Annotated in this window: 15 protein-coding genes; 8 read left to right on the top strand and 7 right to left on the bottom strand. The window is 62.6% G+C overall.

The window, feature by feature from the left end; all coding sequences use genetic code 11:
* The first annotated feature begins 30 nt into the window (after positions 1–30).
* From RAS12_RS02210 to RAS12_RS02195, 4 genes are all read left to right on the top strand, one after another.
* Positions 31–954, top strand: coding sequence for an ABC transporter permease (locus tag RAS12_RS02210; protein ID WP_306944868.1), 924 nt, complete (start codon positions 31–33; stop codon positions 952–954).
* Positions 955–959: 5 nt separating this feature from the next.
* On the top strand, positions 960–1,829 hold the full coding sequence (locus tag RAS12_RS02205) for an ABC transporter permease (protein ID WP_306944867.1): 870 nt from the start codon (positions 960–962) through the stop codon (positions 1,827–1,829).
* A gap of 71 nt (positions 1,830–1,900) precedes the next feature.
* Positions 1,901–3,640, top strand: coding sequence for a M14 family metallopeptidase (locus tag RAS12_RS02200; RefSeq protein WP_306944866.1), 1,740 nt, complete (start codon positions 1,901–1,903; stop codon positions 3,638–3,640).
* Positions 3,641–3,704: 64 nt separating this feature from the next.
* Positions 3,705–4,142, top strand: coding sequence for an acetyltransferase (locus RAS12_RS02195; protein ID WP_306944865.1), 438 nt, complete (start codon positions 3,705–3,707; stop codon positions 4,140–4,142).
* A gap of 80 nt (positions 4,143–4,222) precedes the next feature.
* On the opposite strand, the gene RAS12_RS02190 is transcribed toward RAS12_RS02195, so the two are convergent.
* The 7 genes from RAS12_RS02190 to RAS12_RS02160 all read right to left on the bottom strand — a co-directional run bounded on the left by RAS12_RS02190 (position 4,223) and on the right by RAS12_RS02160 (position 9,835).
* Positions 4,223–4,405, bottom strand: coding sequence for an oxidoreductase-like domain-containing protein (locus RAS12_RS02190; RefSeq protein WP_306944864.1), 183 nt, complete (start codon positions 4,403–4,405; stop codon positions 4,223–4,225).
* Positions 4,406–4,414: 9 nt separating this feature from the next.
* Positions 4,415–4,975: a GNAT family N-acetyltransferase gene (locus RAS12_RS02185; RefSeq protein ID WP_306944863.1), complete on the bottom strand. Its 561-nt coding sequence runs from the start codon at positions 4,973–4,975 to the stop codon at positions 4,415–4,417.
* Between the two features lie 62 nt (positions 4,976–5,037).
* A complete protein-coding gene (locus RAS12_RS02180) occupies positions 5,038–5,646 on the bottom strand; it encodes a class I SAM-dependent methyltransferase (protein WP_306944862.1) in 609 nt (202 codons plus the stop codon).
* Positions 5,643–7,202, bottom strand: a complete 1,560-nt coding sequence (locus RAS12_RS02175; RefSeq protein WP_306944861.1) for a lytic murein transglycosylase — start codon at positions 7,200–7,202, stop codon at positions 5,643–5,645. The genes RAS12_RS02180 and RAS12_RS02175 overlap by 4 nt, the downstream gene beginning before the upstream one ends.
* An 83-nt stretch (positions 7,203–7,285) precedes the next feature.
* Positions 7,286–8,650, bottom strand: a complete 1,365-nt coding sequence (locus RAS12_RS02170) for an MATE family efflux transporter (protein ID WP_306944860.1) — start codon at positions 8,648–8,650, stop codon at positions 7,286–7,288.
* 8 nt (positions 8,651–8,658) lie between these two features.
* Positions 8,659–9,021, bottom strand: a complete 363-nt coding sequence (locus tag RAS12_RS02165; RefSeq protein ID WP_306944859.1) for an SEL1-like repeat protein — start codon at positions 9,019–9,021, stop codon at positions 8,659–8,661.
* 94 nt (positions 9,022–9,115) lie between these two features.
* On the bottom strand, positions 9,116–9,835 hold the full coding sequence (locus RAS12_RS02160; protein ID WP_306944858.1) for a hypothetical protein: 720 nt from the start codon (positions 9,833–9,835) through the stop codon (positions 9,116–9,118).
* A 212-nt stretch (positions 9,836–10,047) separates the two neighbouring features.
* On the opposite strand from RAS12_RS02160, the gene RAS12_RS02155 reads away from it, so the two are divergent.
* The 4 genes from RAS12_RS02155 (at position 10,048) to RAS12_RS02140 (ending at position 14,654) form a co-directional block, all read left to right on the top strand.
* Entirely contained in the window at positions 10,048–10,998 is a 951-nt protein-coding gene (locus tag RAS12_RS02155; RefSeq protein ID WP_306944857.1) for an adenosine deaminase, read from the top strand.
* A gap of 237 nt (positions 10,999–11,235) precedes the next feature.
* A complete protein-coding gene (locus tag RAS12_RS02150; RefSeq protein ID WP_306944856.1) occupies positions 11,236–12,624 on the top strand; it encodes an amidohydrolase in 1,389 nt (462 codons plus the stop codon).
* A gap of 138 nt (positions 12,625–12,762) precedes the next feature.
* The gene (locus RAS12_RS02145; protein ID WP_306944855.1) at positions 12,763–13,740 is read left to right on the top strand and encodes a Bug family tripartite tricarboxylate transporter substrate binding protein; all 978 of its coding nucleotides are present in this window, start codon (positions 12,763–12,765) and stop codon (positions 13,738–13,740) included.
* Positions 13,737–14,654 (top strand): BMP family ABC transporter substrate-binding protein, encoded by a 918-nt coding sequence (locus RAS12_RS02140; protein ID WP_306944854.1) that lies wholly within the window; start codon positions 13,737–13,739, stop codon positions 14,652–14,654. Before RAS12_RS02145 ends, RAS12_RS02140 begins: the two co-directional genes overlap by 4 nt.
* The last annotated feature ends 12 nt before the right edge of the window (positions 14,655–14,666 follow it).

Below are 14,666 nucleotides of genomic sequence, written 5' to 3'. Positions count from 1 at the left end.
CTGTCCCGGCGCAAGCCGGGGCGGCGCATTATGACCGGATTTCTCATTAAACGCGTGTTGCAGGCCGTCTTCGTGATTGTCGCCGTAACACTGCTTGTCTCTTATGCCGTGCGCCTGACCGGCGACCCCGCGCTGATGCTCAGCCAGGGCTCGGGCAGCGTCACTGAACAAGACCTGGCCAATATCCGCCAGGCGCTGGGCTTGAACCGCCCGTTCCACGAACAATATTTGTCTTACATGCAGGGCTTGTTGCACGGCGACTTCGGCCGCAGCTTCATGGGCGGCACGTCTGTCGCCAAGCTGATCGGCGATGCGCTGCCCGCAACCCTGATGCTGGCCTTCACGTCGCTGATCGCCTCTATCCTGATCTCGCTGCCGCTGGGCATCCAGGCGGCCATCAAGCGCGGCAAGTCTACGGATCAGGCTATCCGCATTTTGTCGCTGGTGGGACTGTCGTTTCCCAACTTCTGGCTGGCGCTGATGCTGGTGCTGCTGCTGTCGATCACCTTCCCGCTGTTGCCGCCGTCAGGCTGGAGCGGGCCGGCCAGCCTGGTGCTGCCGTCCTTGACGATGGCCATCATTCTTAGCGCTACCAACATTCGCCTGGTGCGCACCACCATGCTGGAAACGCTGTCGGCGCAGTACATCATGGTGGCGCGCAGCAAGGGTTTGAAAGAGCGCGTGGTGCTGTACAAGCATGCGCTGCGCAATTGCGCGATTCCGCTCATTACGTATCTGGGCCTGCAATTCGGCGGCCTGATCGGCGGCATCGTCGTGATTGAAATGGTCTTTAACTGGCCGGGACTTGGCACCTTGGCGTTTGACGCCATTTCCGGACGCGACTATCCGGTGCTGCAAGGCACGGTCACCGTGCTGGCCACCGTCATTGTCCTGGTCAACCTGATCGTCGACATCGCCTATGGCATCGTCGATCCCCGTATCCGCACGCGGTAAGCCTTATGCAGACAACCACTCCTACCGCCGCCGCTCCCAAGCCTTTCAAGCCGCGCAGCCGCTACCGCTCCCTGGAATTTATACTGGGCGCGGTGTTGACGGGCATCATGATTCTGCTGGTGCTGACTTCCGGCTGGCTGTTCCCGGATGGCGGCGAATCCATGGACCTGGCGGCGCGCCTGATGGCGCCGTTCTCGTCGTCCGCGCATCCCTTTGGCACGGACCCGCTAGGGCGAGATGTGCTGGCCCGCGTGATCGTCGGCGGCAAGATTTCGTTGACGGTGGGCTTTGCGTCCGTCATAGGCGGCGCGCTGCTGGGCATCATCATGGGGCTTATCGCCGGCTACTACCGCGGCTTCTGGGACATGATCGTGATGCGCTTTGCCGACGTGCAACTGGCGCTGCCGTTCATCCTGGTGGCCATCACGTTCATCGCCATTCTGGGCGGCGGTTTGTACAACGTGATCTTCTTCATGATCGTGTCGCAATGGGTGCAATATGCGCGTCTGGTGCGAGCACAAGTGCTGGCGCTGCGTGAACGTGAATTTGTTCTGGCCGCCCGCGCATTCGGCGTGCGTGACCTGGCCATGATCCGCCACCACATCGTGCCCAACCTGCTGGGCCCGCTGGTCATCCTGATGACGCTCAACGTGGCCAACAACATCCTGCTGGAAAGCAGCCTGACCTTTCTGGGGCTGGGCGTGGACCCCATGATTCCAAGCTGGGGCGGTATGCTTGCCGATGGACGCACGTATATGCAGACGGCATGGTGGGTCAGTGTATTTCCCGGACTGGCCATTATGTTGACCGTGTTGGGCCTGAACCTGCTGGGCGACTGGCTGCGTGATCGCCTGGACCCCACCGGAAAAGTGTAAGAAGCAAATGCCCCGGAAGGGGCATTTATCTCTTGAGCGGCTACTACATTCAGCCCGAAGGAATACTGAGCATGTCTTTGCTGGAAAAAACATTCGATCGCACGCTGGATGCCTGGACGCACGCTTACATGGCGCCCGCCTGGCGCGGCGCAGCCGTTGAAGGCTGGCTGTTTGAAGGCGTGGACGCCCGCCGCGCAGCGGAGGCCCGGCTGGCGCAGGCCGGTGTCGCCGCAAAATTTCGCAGCGCCTATAAACCGCTGGTTCACTTTTTCCTGGAAGAGGTCGAACGCGAGGGGCTGGTGTCGGCTGTGGTTCGTTACCCGCTGCATGAACACGCCCAGGCCAAGCGCTTCACGCTGGAAGCCTATCCGCTGGTTGCTCTGCTGGAAGGGGTGCGTGTAGTGATGCAGGCAGGCGCGTCCGACCTGCATTATGACGTCAGCCTTACCTACGCCGATGGCCGCAAACTGGACAGCCGGGTCTTTGCGCCCAACCAGCTTGGCCACGCTCAGGACGGCACGCCCGAACTATCGCCCACCGGCTGGCTGCGCGTGAAAGACGCCGAAGGCGCAGTCCAGACGGATGGCGCCCAAGCCACGGAATACCAGCAGGTCTTCCGCAGCATCGTGGACACGGTGCGCAATCACGCCTGGGGCGCGCACGAGCCCTACTTCGACCGCCTGGAAATCCGCGTAGACCTGCCGGGCATGGACTTCGCCCTGCCGGTAGACGAAGAGATCGTCAGCACATTCGAAGCGCTGCACGAAGACGTGTATTTCTCGCTGCTGGAACATTTTCAGCACCATTCCGGCCGCCCGTCTGGTGACCGCGGATTGCAACCCGGCCAGATCATTCCCGATATCCGCCGCCATGATGGCGCGGCTCGCGTGCAGATTTCACTGGAACCGTTCGATCCGCCGCAGACCGTTGTGCCGGCAGCACTGGACGGCCCGCTGGCAGAACGGCGCGAGCCTTTGTCCGCAGGGCAGATTGCCGGCTGCATGGCAGCCTTTGGCGGCGACGATTTTCAAGCCATATCGCGTCAAGGCCGCCCGGTGCTGGGTACCTATGTGCGCGGCGCCGGACCCGCCGTTTTCATCTCGGGTGCGCAGCACGCCAACGAAACGTCGGGCGTTGTGGGCGCGCTGCGCGCCGCACAGACGTTGGCGGCGCGCGGCAATGCGCACTTTGCGTTGATTGCAGCCGAGAACCCTGACGGTTATGCGTTGTTCAACCGGCTGCGTGAACATCATCCGCGCCACATGCTGCATGCCTCGCGCTACAGCGCGCTGGGCGATGACATCGCCTATCGCGAACACGCGCCCTTCTTCGAACGCGATGGCCGCCACCAGGCGCACGCCATCAGCGGCGCGCAATTGCATATCAACTTGCACGGCTATCCCGCTCATGAATGGACGCGTCCGCTGTCGGGCTACCTGCCCCGTCATTTTGAGTTGTGGACGATTCCCAAGGGCTTCTTTCTGGTGCTGCGCCACCATCCGGGGTGGAGCGAACGCGCCCGCCGCCTGATCGAAGGCGTTACCGCCCGGCTGGCCCGCAATGTGCCCGGCCTGGTGGAATTCAATGCGCGCCAGCTGGAACTCTTTCACGCGCACGCACTCGAATCTGGCTTCGACGTCATGAACGGCATTCCAGTGCAAATTACGGAGAGCGATCGCGAAGAATTGCCGTTGGCGTTGATTTCGGAGTTTCCGGATGAAACGGTCTACGGCGACCGCTTTGTTTTCGCGCATACTGTGCAGATGGAGACCGTTCTGGCTGCAACCGATCTTTACCGTTCGGGGCTCTGAACACCATCAGCAATCCAGCGGTTAAGGACCGCGGCGGCTTTCGACAAACACAATCAATAAGAAAATGAATATCCGAGAACGCAACCACGGCGACGACCTTGCCCTGGTGGACATCTGGCTTCGTTCGGTTCGTGCAACCCACACGTTCCTGACGGAAAAGGAAATCCAGGCGATGTACCCGCAAGTGCTGAATACCTATCTGCCTTCCGTACGGGTCTGGGTCTGTGAGGACGATGCCGGCGAAGTCGCCGGCTTCATGGGTTTGACAGGCAATAAAGTCGAAATGCTGTTTGTGGACGCGAACAAGCGCGGCAAAGGCGCCGGCCGCCGGCTGCTGAACTTTGCCCGTTCGCTGCACGGCACGCTATTGGTAGACGTGAACGAGCAGAACCCGCAGGCCCACGGGTTCTACAAACACTATGGTTTCGAAGACGTCGGCCGCTCGGCCTATGACGATTCCGGCCGCCCGTTCCCAATCATCCACATGAAGCTGGCTGGCTGATTGGTGATGTGCGTGGTCCAGATGACGGATCGCTCGCGCTGCACCGATCCCATACGCATACGCGGGCGTCGAATACGCGGTTACGGCTTCGCCGGGGCTTTGCGGGCGCGCCAGGCTTTCAGGGCATCCCGGTACAGCTCCATCTCTTCTTCGTAACGGTCATAGACGCAGGGGATGCAGCCGCTGTTGCAGCATTCTTCTGGCGCGGGGCGTTCTGGCGGGACGGGCGGCGGATCATCGTCCGGAATTGTGTTCGTACTCATGGGTGAATGTTAGCGCTGATCGGCCGTTTGGCCTTGCCGGAGACGCCAGTCGTCGCGGCGGATTTCATAGCGCACTTTGAGCGTCACGCCATCATCCGATGACCCCACATACCGCAGGCCGGTCTTTTCTATGACACGGCGGGAGGCGGCATTGGAGTCCACCGCTACCGCCGCCAGCACATCCACCGGCAAGCGCTGAAAACCCAGATCGATCAACGCGCAAGCAATCTCCTGCGCGTATCCCTGGCCCCAGCAATCCGGGTGCAGCGCATAAGCCAGCTCTATGGCGCCGAGGTCTCCAAACGGCGTGTACTTCAAGCCCGCGCGGCCCGCTAACAGTCCGGTCTGCCGATCGCCGATAACGTACATACCGTAGCCGAATTCAGACCAATGCGAGACGTTTTGCGCCACGTACAAACGGCTGGCGGCGGCATCGCGCGTGCCCCCCATGGTTTGCATCAGATCGACGTTTGCATGCATCCGAGTGATGAAAGGCAGGTGCGTCTGCGCCATCCGCTGGGCGCGAAGGCGGGACGTCAGAAACATATCGGGAAGGACTGCGTGCGGCATATCAAACGGATCAATGACGGGACGATGGCTCCATCATAGCGGCGGCCAGCCGCCGCTGCGCATCAGCCGCGCTGCAAGCCCAGAAAACTCCAGTGGACGTCGGCACGATCCAGCATGTCTTCACGGGTGCTCAGGTGCAGGCGGGATAGACCATGGGCCGCGGCGAGTTCAATGGTCTCTTCGGCCGACACGTTGAACATGCGCCGCCCGGCAGGCACCGGCCCATGCCGCAAGGACATCAGGACCCTGCCCTGCGGGGCCAAAAGCGCAGCCAGACTGGCCATGCTTTCGGTCCGTTCGGCGGCATCCAGGTGCATCCACACCGCCGTCAGCATAATGACGTCAAACTGGCGCCCCTGTTCGCGCAGGCCAGACAGGCCGGGCAAGGCATCGTCCGTCCACGCCAGATTGGGCAGCGCGTGCCGGCGCTGGCCCTCCTGGCGTAGTTCAGGCGTGGGCTCTGCCGCCACCACGGCATGGCCCATACGCGCCAGCGCAGCGGCATCGCGGCCCGAGCCTGCGCCGATGTCGGCAATGCGCGCGGGCGCGGTCGGGATCAAGTGCGCGACATCGCGATGCACGTCGGCAAACGCGATGCTTTCGTACTGATCCGCCAGCGCCGCCGCGTTCTCGCCATACCCTTGGGTGCCGGCTACTGCGTCTGCGGTCATTTGGGGTAAGCGCGCATCGCGACCGGTTGATCCGCCTTCAGCGCATCCAGGATGCGTTTACCCACGCGGCCATCTTGCGGCAAATTGCGGGCTTGTTGCTCGGCCCGCACAGCATCCCGAGTCTTGGCGCCAGGAATGCCGTCCGCCTCGCCGATGTCGTAGCCGCGGCCGTAGAGTTGTTCCTGAAGCTCCTTGATCTCGGCGCGCGACAAACCCGGGTCGTCCGTGGGCCAGGCGGCAATGATGCCGGGGCGGCCCTGCAAACGGTTCAGCAGCAAAGACACCGCCAAGCCATAACGGCGCGACTGGTTGTAATGCAGGATGGCGTCAAAATTGACCGTAGCCAGGAACACGGGGCCCTTGGCGCCCGTCGGGGCAAACAAGTAGGCTTGTTCATCATTGCCCGAAGGCAGCTTCAGCACCGAACCATCGCCTTGCTTCAAGCCAGCCTGCGCCCATTGCGCGATAGTGCGGCGGTCTTGCGAACCCACGTATTCCGCATCGGGTTCCGGCGGGATCGCCGCGGCCAGTTCTGCAGGCACACGCACTTCGACTACGGCTGGCAGGCCATGGGTCCATTTGGCACGGCGCTTGCGCAAGTGATTGGCCGTGGACGCCAGCGCATCGGGCAGCGAGTTGTAGAGGTCAATACGGCCATCGCCGTCGCCATCGGCCGCCAACTCATAGAACGAAGTCGGAATGAACTGCGTCATACCGAAAGCGCCGCTCCAGGAGCCGACAAAAGTGTCTGCCGGCACCGTGCCGTCGCGTAACAGGCGCACCGACGCGTAGGCGTTCTTTTCCCACAACGGCTTGTTTTCCGTGCAGGCGCGGGTCAGCCAGGCATCCAACACATTGGTCTTGCCGATCTGGCGGCCGTAGTTGGTTTCGATGCCAAAAATGGCGACCAGGGTGGCCGGATCGACTTGATACTGCTGGCTGATTGTGGCCAATTGCGGGCCTACCTTCTTCATTACCGCGCGGCCGTCGTTGACGCGTTCATCGTCCACGGTCTTGGCAATGTAGTCCCACCAGCTTTCGCGCCCTTCCGGTTGACCCTTGGCAGAGGCCACGGTGGTAGGCAGCAGTTTGGCGTTGGCCGTGTATTTGTCCCAGTCCGCGACGGTCAGGCCGTTGGCGGTCGCGCCCTTGCGCAACTTGGCAATGCAGGCCTTGGTGTCCAACTCGGTCGGCACGATGACGGTAGGCGCTGCGGCCGGCGCTGCTGAGGCAGGAGCGGTTGCGGGGGCAGCCACCGGCGCCGCAGCAGGCGCAGCGGTCGATTGCGCCGGCACTTGAGGAGGCAACGCAGCGGGTGCGGCCGGTGCGGCGGTCGCCGCAGCCGGTTCCACTCTGGGGGGCAAGGCATCATCAAAACTGCGCTTGGGCGTCAGGGCAGGCGTCGGCTGGGCCGGCGCGGGCGACTGCGTGCGCGAACCCGTTGCAGAGGCAGGCGACTGCGCCTGCGCAGCAGCCGACCCGGCCGCAGCAAGAGCGGCCGCGATCAACACGCGAGAAAAAGTATCGATTCGTGGGCGAATGAAACGCTGGCGCATGGCAATCCTGAATAATCGAAGTCAGCCGCGATCGTACCGCGCCCGGCCCGCGAAATCGAACCGCATCGCACGCATCGGATGCGTCAGGACGATTGCCGGGCTCGGGCCAACGGTATCGCGGGAGGCGCCCGCAGGACGTGCCGGCATAACACCATGGCAATCAAGCTGAACAAGGCAAACCCCAGCGTTTGCCCCAGCGCCACGCCTTCAGGCCCGCCGTAATGGGCGCCTGCCCAGACAAAGGGCAAGGTTCCAAGCGTAGATCGCAGCCAGCCTATCGCCGTGGAGTACGTGGCGTATCCCAGATTATTGAATACCGAGATCGACACAAAATAAAGACCATTCAGCGCCCAGGCAAAGCTGCCGAACCGGCAAAAGAAAATAATCAGGTCACGCCCGGGTCCCGTCACCTGAAACAGGTCGGGAATCCAAGGCGCTGCCAGAGCCAGCACCGCCGCCGCTGAAAAGCCGTATATCAGCGCCCAGCGCGTGGTAAGCCGGATTGTCTGTTTCACACGTTGCCAGTCGCCCGCGCCCAGGTTCTGCCCAAGAATCGGGCCGATTGCGCCGGGCAACACAAAGAACAGCGAATACGCCAGTTGCAGCACGCGGTCCACTACGGTGGCGCCGGCCATCACGCTGGGGCCAAAGCTGGCGTAAGTGGACACGGTAAAGATCACGGCGGCGGGCGTGGCCAGCGTGGTCAAGGCAGCGGGCAGTGCGATTTTTCCGATGGCGGCCAACTCCGTGCGCAAGGTGTGCCTGGCAGGCCAGGTGACCAGACGGTGTTTGTGAAAAACCAGCCAGGTGCCGAGCGCCACCGTCGCCAGGCGCCCCGCCCCGCTGGCCCAGGCAATGCCTTCCATACCGCCGTCAAAGACAAAGATGACCAGCGGGTCCAGCACCGCAACCGTCGCCGTGCCCGCCAGCAAGACCCACATGGATTGCCGGCCGCGGCCGGAGGCGCGCAACAGGTTGGACAACATCATGCCGATGCCCATCAACACGGTAAAAGGCGTGGTGATCAGCACGTACGGCAGCAGGTGTTCCCTGACGTCCGGCGCCAGGCCGATGGAAGCCGTGAACGGACCGATCACCGCCAGAAAAATCGCACCAGACGCCAGCGCCGTCACCGCCATGAGAATGAGCGACGCCCCGGCCAGACTGCGCGCGCCCTGCGCATCGCCCGAGCCCAAGGCGCGCGACACCAAGGCCGCTCCTCCCACGGTCACGCCGATGCAGATCGAGGTGATCGTGAACTGCGTCATCGATCCAAAACCCACCGCGCCCAGCACCGCTTCGTCTTTCAAGGTGCCCAGGTAGAGCAACGACAGGAACTCCACCGCGAAGACGGCGAGCATGCTGGCCCAGCCGGTCAGAATCATCTCGAACACATGCGGACCCAAAGGGCCTGTGACGAATCGGGCGTGCAGCGGAGTCGGGGCCACGTCTGATCCTACTTCGAGCCGCCCTGCTCTCGCAGTTGCCGCAATCGTTCAATGGCGTCTTCATAGCCTTGGGCTGCGGCGGCTTCGTACCAGCGCAACGCGGCTTTCATGTCCACCTGCTCCAGAATCATTGCCTGAACGTACTGAGCGCCTGGATTGCCGCGCTCGGCATCAGCCAACAACGCACGGTCCGCCATGCCGTCCTTGGCGGGCGATTCGCCATAGATATGCACGCCAAGCCCATCAGGATCGACAATCTGGTCGCGCAACGAAGGCGGGGTATGCGCGAACTGATGGCGCCAGAACAGCGCAATCATCACGGCAAAAAAGACAAAACAGACGGTCCAGACGAACAAGTGTTTACGAGTCATAAAGCAAATATAGGGTTGCAGCCGTAGCGGCAATGAGTTCGACAAAAGCGCGGCGGCGGTCAGCAGGCCGTCTCCGTTGGCGCCGGCGCCACGGTCAGTGCGCCGCCGGCGCGTACCAGTACTGAGATAGCGTGCTGTCGTTGGAATACCAAGGCAGCAAGCCAATGCTGTCCGATTCGCGCTGCACGGTCACCAGCAGCCCGCCCGCATCAGGACGGAACATCGCTACGTGGCGAGTCACGCCCATGGACTCATATTGCCGCCAGTCATACCGCACACTGATCCACAACCGGCCTTGCGTGCAGCCCGTGTAACGATGCGTCCCGCCCAGCAATCGGCTGTCGGCTACGCCTTTCAGTCCGGCAAGATCTTCCTGCCCGTTCAGCAAGGGAAATTTTCCGGCCGAGCGCGCGCCGTTGCCGTCTTGCGCCAGAAGGTTCCAGGCCTGCTCGCCGGGCGTAAACGCCACCGTCGCCTGGGGCGAGGATTGCCATTCCGGCAAAGGCGTGTCGCCCATGCCGGAAAGCGCCAGCGCATGCGTCATAAAGAAGCGCAAGTCCTTCAGCGTCACTGCCTGCTTGTCGCCAGACCGGTAAACTCCTGTGGCTTGATAGACGCCTGTCAGGTCCGGGCATTGCGCGGGGTCGGATGGCAAGACCACGGGCTGCCCATCCTTGAACCCCGGCCAGGCGACAGAGACCTCGTCTACCTTGGAAACTCCGCAGGCGCTCACGGACAAGGCCAGCAAGGCGCAGCCAGCCAGACGGGCCATCCGTGAACGATTGCGCGGGAACACGCCAGATACAGAATTCATGGCTGCTTCTCTCCATTGCCGGACCGGGGCCAACACCGCTGGCTTGCGCCGTAGCGCGCCAGTCGCGCCCGGCGACGAACTATATCCGAATCCCGCCCCTACGTTGCCAAGCGACCGGCGGGAGACAATAATCGGCCCATTGCCGCTGCCCCGCCCAGGGCAGACGCGCAAGGCATCATCTTGGTTACGCATTAATTTTTATCGGAGCACCCATGTACGACTGGCTCAACGCATTGCCCAAAGCTGAATTGCACCTGCATCTGGAGGGCTCGCTTGAACCTGAGCTGCTTTTCCGCCTTGCCCAGCGCAATGGCGTAGCGCTCCCATGGCCCGACATCGATGCGCTGCGCGGCGCCTATAACTACGGCAATCTTCAAGAGTTCCTGGACCTGTACTACATGGGCGCCAATGTGCTGCGCACTGAACAGGATTTCTATGATCTGACATGGGACTATCTGGTGAAGTGCCACGAGCAAAACGTGGTCCACACCGAACCTTTTTTTGATCCCCAGACCCATACCGATCGCGGCGTGCCCTTTGCCGTTGTGCTCAACGGCATCAGTCAGGCGCTGGAAGACGGCCGCAAGAAGCTGGGCGTAACCAGCGGCCTGATCCTGAGCTTTCTGCGCCATCTGCCGGAAGAACAGGCAATGCGCACGCTCGACGAAGCCCTGCCCTTTCGCGACGCATTCATCGCAGTCGGCCTGGACAGCAGCGAAAAAGGTTTCCCGCCCCGCCTGTTCCAGCGCGTATTCGACCGCGCGCGCGCTGAAGGATTGCCCGCCGTTGCCCATGCGGGTGAAGAAGGCCCGCCCGAGTACATCTGGGAAGCGCTCGATCTGCTGAAGGTACTGCGCATTGACCACGGTGTGCGCGCTGCTGAAGACCCCAAGCTGATCGCCCGCATCATCGATGAACAGATCCCGCTGACCGTATGCCCTTTGTCCAATACGCGCCTGCGAGTGTTTGAACACATGCGCGATCACAACATTCTTTCGTTGCTGGACGCAGGCGTAAAAGTGACGGTCAATTCGGACGACCCGGCCTACTTTGGCGGGTACGTAAACGAGAATTTCCACGCACTATACGAGCACCTGGGCATGTCGCAGGCCCAGGCCCAGGCGTTGGCCGACAACAGCCTGGATGCGCGGATAGCAAAGTAAAAGAGCTTTGCAAGCCAGCGGCGTCTATTGCTGATCCCGTCGGTCTTCAGCACGCGATTCGTGAAAGCCAGCGCCCTTCGAGCGTCTGGCTTTTTTTTCGTTTTCACAGCGCAAGAAATTCCACGCTTCGGAATCAAATCGCGCCTAAATTAAGCATCCGTAACAAACGTGCCGGCGGCGCGCGGCTTCGGTAAGATCCTCGTCCAATAACAGGTTAACAACCAAGAGGAGAAGACAATGCAACGCCGTAACACCCTATTCCGCCTGGCCCCGCTGGCGCTGGCCGCTCACCTGCTGATGGCGGGTCCCGCCGCCGCGCAAGGCGCACCGGGCACACAAGGTCCGCTGGCCCCCGCGCCCAACCCGGCCCTGTCTGAACAGATCGACCAGCGCGCCCGGGCCATTGAAGACAAGCTCATCGCCTGGCGACGCGACATCCATCAACATCCCGAACTCGGCAACCAGGAAACGCGCACGTCCAAGCTGGTGGCAGACCACCTGCGCGCGCTGGGCATGGAAGTCAAAACGGGCGTCGCCGGCACGGGCGTGGTCGCCGTGCTCAAAGGCGGCAAGCCGGGTCCGGTCGTAGCGCTGCGGGCCGACATGGACGCCCTGCCCGTCAAGGAACAGGTAGACGTGCCGTTCGCCTCCAAGGCGCGCGGCACGTATCTGGGCAAGGAAGTGGACGTGATGCACGCCTGCGGCCACGACACGCACACCGCCATCTTGATGGCCACGGCCGAAGTGCTTGCCGGCATGAAGGATCAATTGCCCGGCAGCGTGAAATTCATCTTCCAGCCCGCCGAGGAAAGCCCGGCCGACTTCGAACCCGACGGCAAGAAGATCTGGGGCGCCAAGATGATGGTGCAGGAAGGGGTGCTGGAAAATCCCAAGGTGGACGCCATCTTTGGCTTGCACGTATCCAGCGCCTATCCGGCAGGCTGGTTGTCGTGGCGCAGCGGCCCGGCGATGGCCGCCGCCGACCAGTTCTGGATCGACGTGACCGGCAAGCAAACACACGGCGCGCGTCCGTGGTCCGGCATTGATCCTATCGTCGTCAGTTCGCAGATCATCCTGGGCTTGCAGACCATTCCCAGCCGCCAGATCAACAGCATGCTGGAGCCCGCCGTGATCACCGTGGGCGCCATCCATGGCGGCAACCGCATGAACATCGTGCCCGACAGTGTTGCCATGACGGGCACCATCCGCACGTATGACGAAGGCATGAAAAAGGACATCCATCAGCGCATCACTCGCACCGCCGAAATGATCGCGCAAAGCGCGGGTGCCAAGGCGGATGTGCGCGTGGTCGAACTCTACAACGCCACCGTCAACAACCCGGCGCTGACCGAACAAATGGGTTCCACCCTGCGCCGCGTGGCGGGCGATGGCAACTACGGTCTGCAACCCAAGTCGACGGCCTCCGAGGATTTCTCTTTCTATCAGGAGAAAGTGCCGGGCATGTTCTTTTACCTGGGCGTGACGCCCAAGGGCACCGATGTGGACAAGGCCGCCCCCAACCATTCGCCGCGCTTCTATGTGGATGAGTCTGGCCTGATCAACGGCGTGCGCGCCTTGTCGAACCTGACCATCGACTACATGACCAAGGCGCAGAAGGGCAGCTGATCATCGCCTGACCCGAACCCGCCGCGGCGCTCGCGGCGGGTATAAGCAAACGGCTACAAAATCTTTGTCAGCCGTTGCATGGTTTTCTACATTACGCCCCTTTGCCGTGTACGCGGCTGCCTTGTAGAAAAACACGCCATGCCTATCTCCCGACGCAAATTCATGCTTGCCAGCGCTTTGGCGCTGCCATTGGCACGGCCCCGCATCGGACGCGCATCGGTCTGGCCGGACCGCCCTATCCGGCTGGTCGTCACCTTCCCGCCCGGTGGCGCCAGTGATATTGCCGCGCGCATCATCGCGCCCGCGCTTGCCGAACGGCTAGGGCAGGCCATCGTCATCGAAAACAAGCCGGGCGCGGGGTCCACCATCGGCGCCAGTCTGGTGGCCCAGGCGCCAGCGGACGGCTACACCTTGCTGATGTCGAATTCAGCCCCGTTGTCGATCTCTCCCGCGCTGATGCCTCATGGCGGCTACGACGCCATCAAGAGTTTCAAGCACGTTGCGTACATCGGCGCCGTGCCCACGGTGTTTGTTGTCCACCCGTCGGTACCCGTGTCGGACTTTGCTCAACTGACCGCCTGGATCAAGGCGCAAGATGCGCCGGTACAGTACGGCAGCGGTGGCCTCGCATCTGTGGGGCAGATCGTGGGAGAACTGTATTCACGGCAGACGGGCGCGCCGTTGCAACACATCCCGTACAAAGGTTCTGGCGCCATGCGCAACGACTTGCTGGGCGGGCAGATCCGCTTTGCGGTCGATGCCTTGCCGCAGAATCTGCCCTTCCTGCAATCGGGCCAATTGCGCCTGCTGGCCGTCACAACGCAACAACGGGTGCCCCAAGCGCCCGGCATTCCCGCTGTGGGCGAACTGGGTTACCCGGGGCTGGTGGCAGAGAATTTCATTGGTCTGTCTGGTCCGGCAGGATTGCCGGATACCGTTACGCAGCGTTTGAACGTCGAGGTTGCGCAAGTGTTGAGCACGGCCGACATCCGCGCCAAGCTTGAGGGCCAGGGTTTTGTGCTGGCGCAGAAATCACCGGACGAATTCACCGACTTTGTGCGCTCGCAGGCTGACGCCTGGGGCCCGGTCGTGCGCGCGACCGGAGCCAGCCTGTGAGCGCCCGCCGCATCCTTGTCTTGTTCGGCCATGCGGGCAAAGGCGGCTTTAACGAAGCCGCCGTAGAAGGTGCGCAACGCGCCGCGCAAGCGGGCCACACGCTGCAAGTGGAGTGGATTGCCGAAAACGACGCAGCGGCGCGCGCCGTTCGCCTGACACAGTTGTGCGCGAACCAGCCGGACCTGGTCATCGTGCATGGCGGCCAAGGGGATGTGCCAGTTGCCGAAGTCGCGCCGCGCTTTCCCCGCACCCAGTTCGCCATCACCCAGGGCCATCACACGGCCTCCAATGTCGCGTCCTACGAAATCTTGCAAGAGCACTCTGCTTTTCTGGCCGGTATTCTGGCCGGCGTTCGGGCTGGCAACGGCCGCGCCGCCCACTTGTCCGGTGAACGCGTACGCCCAGGGTTAAAGGGCCGCGCCGCTTACGCGGATGGGGTGCGGCGCGTGACCGGACAAGATCCTCTTACTGCTTTTTGCGGTAATCAGCACGACCCGGACTTGGGCGCGAAGTGGACGCGGGCGCTGGCCGTGCGAGACGCGCGCGTGGTGTTCGCCATGATGGACGGCGGCCGCGACGGCGTAACGCGCACCTGCCGGGAGACGGGGGTATGGCAGATTGGCAATGTGCTTGATTGGGTGGCCCGCGACCCGCAGGTCTACCTGGCGTCGGCGCTGGCCGATTCAGGCTTGTGCGTTGAACGCGCCGCCGCCGACCACGCCGCCGGAGCGTTGACGGTTGGCAAGATCACCCGCTTTGGATTGGAACAGGCGGCAAGCCTGCGCCTGGTGCTGGGCGCGAAAGTCAGCGCGGAAGAACGCCAGACACTGGACGAATGGTCCGGCCGCCTGGCATCGGGCGCCGTGCAAATTGCACCCGACTACACGGGCATGGAGTTCGCGCTGAACGCTTAGGAACCATCCCGC

It is taken from the genome of Achromobacter seleniivolatilans (assembly GCF_030864005.1).
Taxonomy (GTDB): Bacteria; Pseudomonadota; Gammaproteobacteria; order Burkholderiales; family Burkholderiaceae_B; genus Achromobacter; species Achromobacter seleniivolatilans.
This window is presented reverse-complemented; position numbering and strand designations above follow the sequence as displayed.

Bases quoted from the DNA above. Each gene is read 5' to 3' on its own strand.
- RAS12_RS02210 (WP_306944868.1), top strand. From the start codon at position 31: ATGACCGGATTTCTCATTAAACGCGTGTTGCAGGCCGTCTTCGTGATT.
- RAS12_RS02205 (WP_306944867.1), top strand. From the start codon at position 960: ATGCAGACAACCACTCCTACCGCCGCCGCTCCCAAGCCTTTCAAGCCG.
- RAS12_RS02200 (WP_306944866.1), top strand. From the start codon at position 1,901: ATGTCTTTGCTGGAAAAAACATTCGATCGCACGCTGGATGCCTGGACG.
- RAS12_RS02195 (WP_306944865.1), top strand. From the start codon at position 3,705: ATGAATATCCGAGAACGCAACCACGGCGACGACCTTGCCCTGGTGGAC.
- RAS12_RS02190 (WP_306944864.1), bottom strand. From the start codon at position 4,405: ATGAGTACGAACACAATTCCGGACGATGATCCGCCGCCCGTCCCGCCA.
- RAS12_RS02185 (WP_306944863.1), bottom strand. From the start codon at position 4,975: ATGCCGCACGCAGTCCTTCCCGATATGTTTCTGACGTCCCGCCTTCGC.
- RAS12_RS02180 (WP_306944862.1), bottom strand. From the start codon at position 5,646: ATGACCGCAGACGCAGTAGCCGGCACCCAAGGGTATGGCGAGAACGCG.
- RAS12_RS02175 (WP_306944861.1), bottom strand. From the start codon at position 7,202: ATGCGCCAGCGTTTCATTCGCCCACGAATCGATACTTTTTCTCGCGTG.
- RAS12_RS02165 (WP_306944859.1), bottom strand. From the start codon at position 9,021: ATGACTCGTAAACACTTGTTCGTCTGGACCGTCTGTTTTGTCTTTTTT.
- RAS12_RS02160 (WP_306944858.1), bottom strand. From the start codon at position 9,835: ATGAATTCTGTATCTGGCGTGTTCCCGCGCAATCGTTCACGGATGGCC.
- RAS12_RS02155 (WP_306944857.1), top strand. From the start codon at position 10,048: ATGTACGACTGGCTCAACGCATTGCCCAAAGCTGAATTGCACCTGCAT.
- RAS12_RS02150 (WP_306944856.1), top strand. From the start codon at position 11,236: ATGCAACGCCGTAACACCCTATTCCGCCTGGCCCCGCTGGCGCTGGCC.
- RAS12_RS02145 (WP_306944855.1), top strand. From the start codon at position 12,763: ATGCCTATCTCCCGACGCAAATTCATGCTTGCCAGCGCTTTGGCGCTG.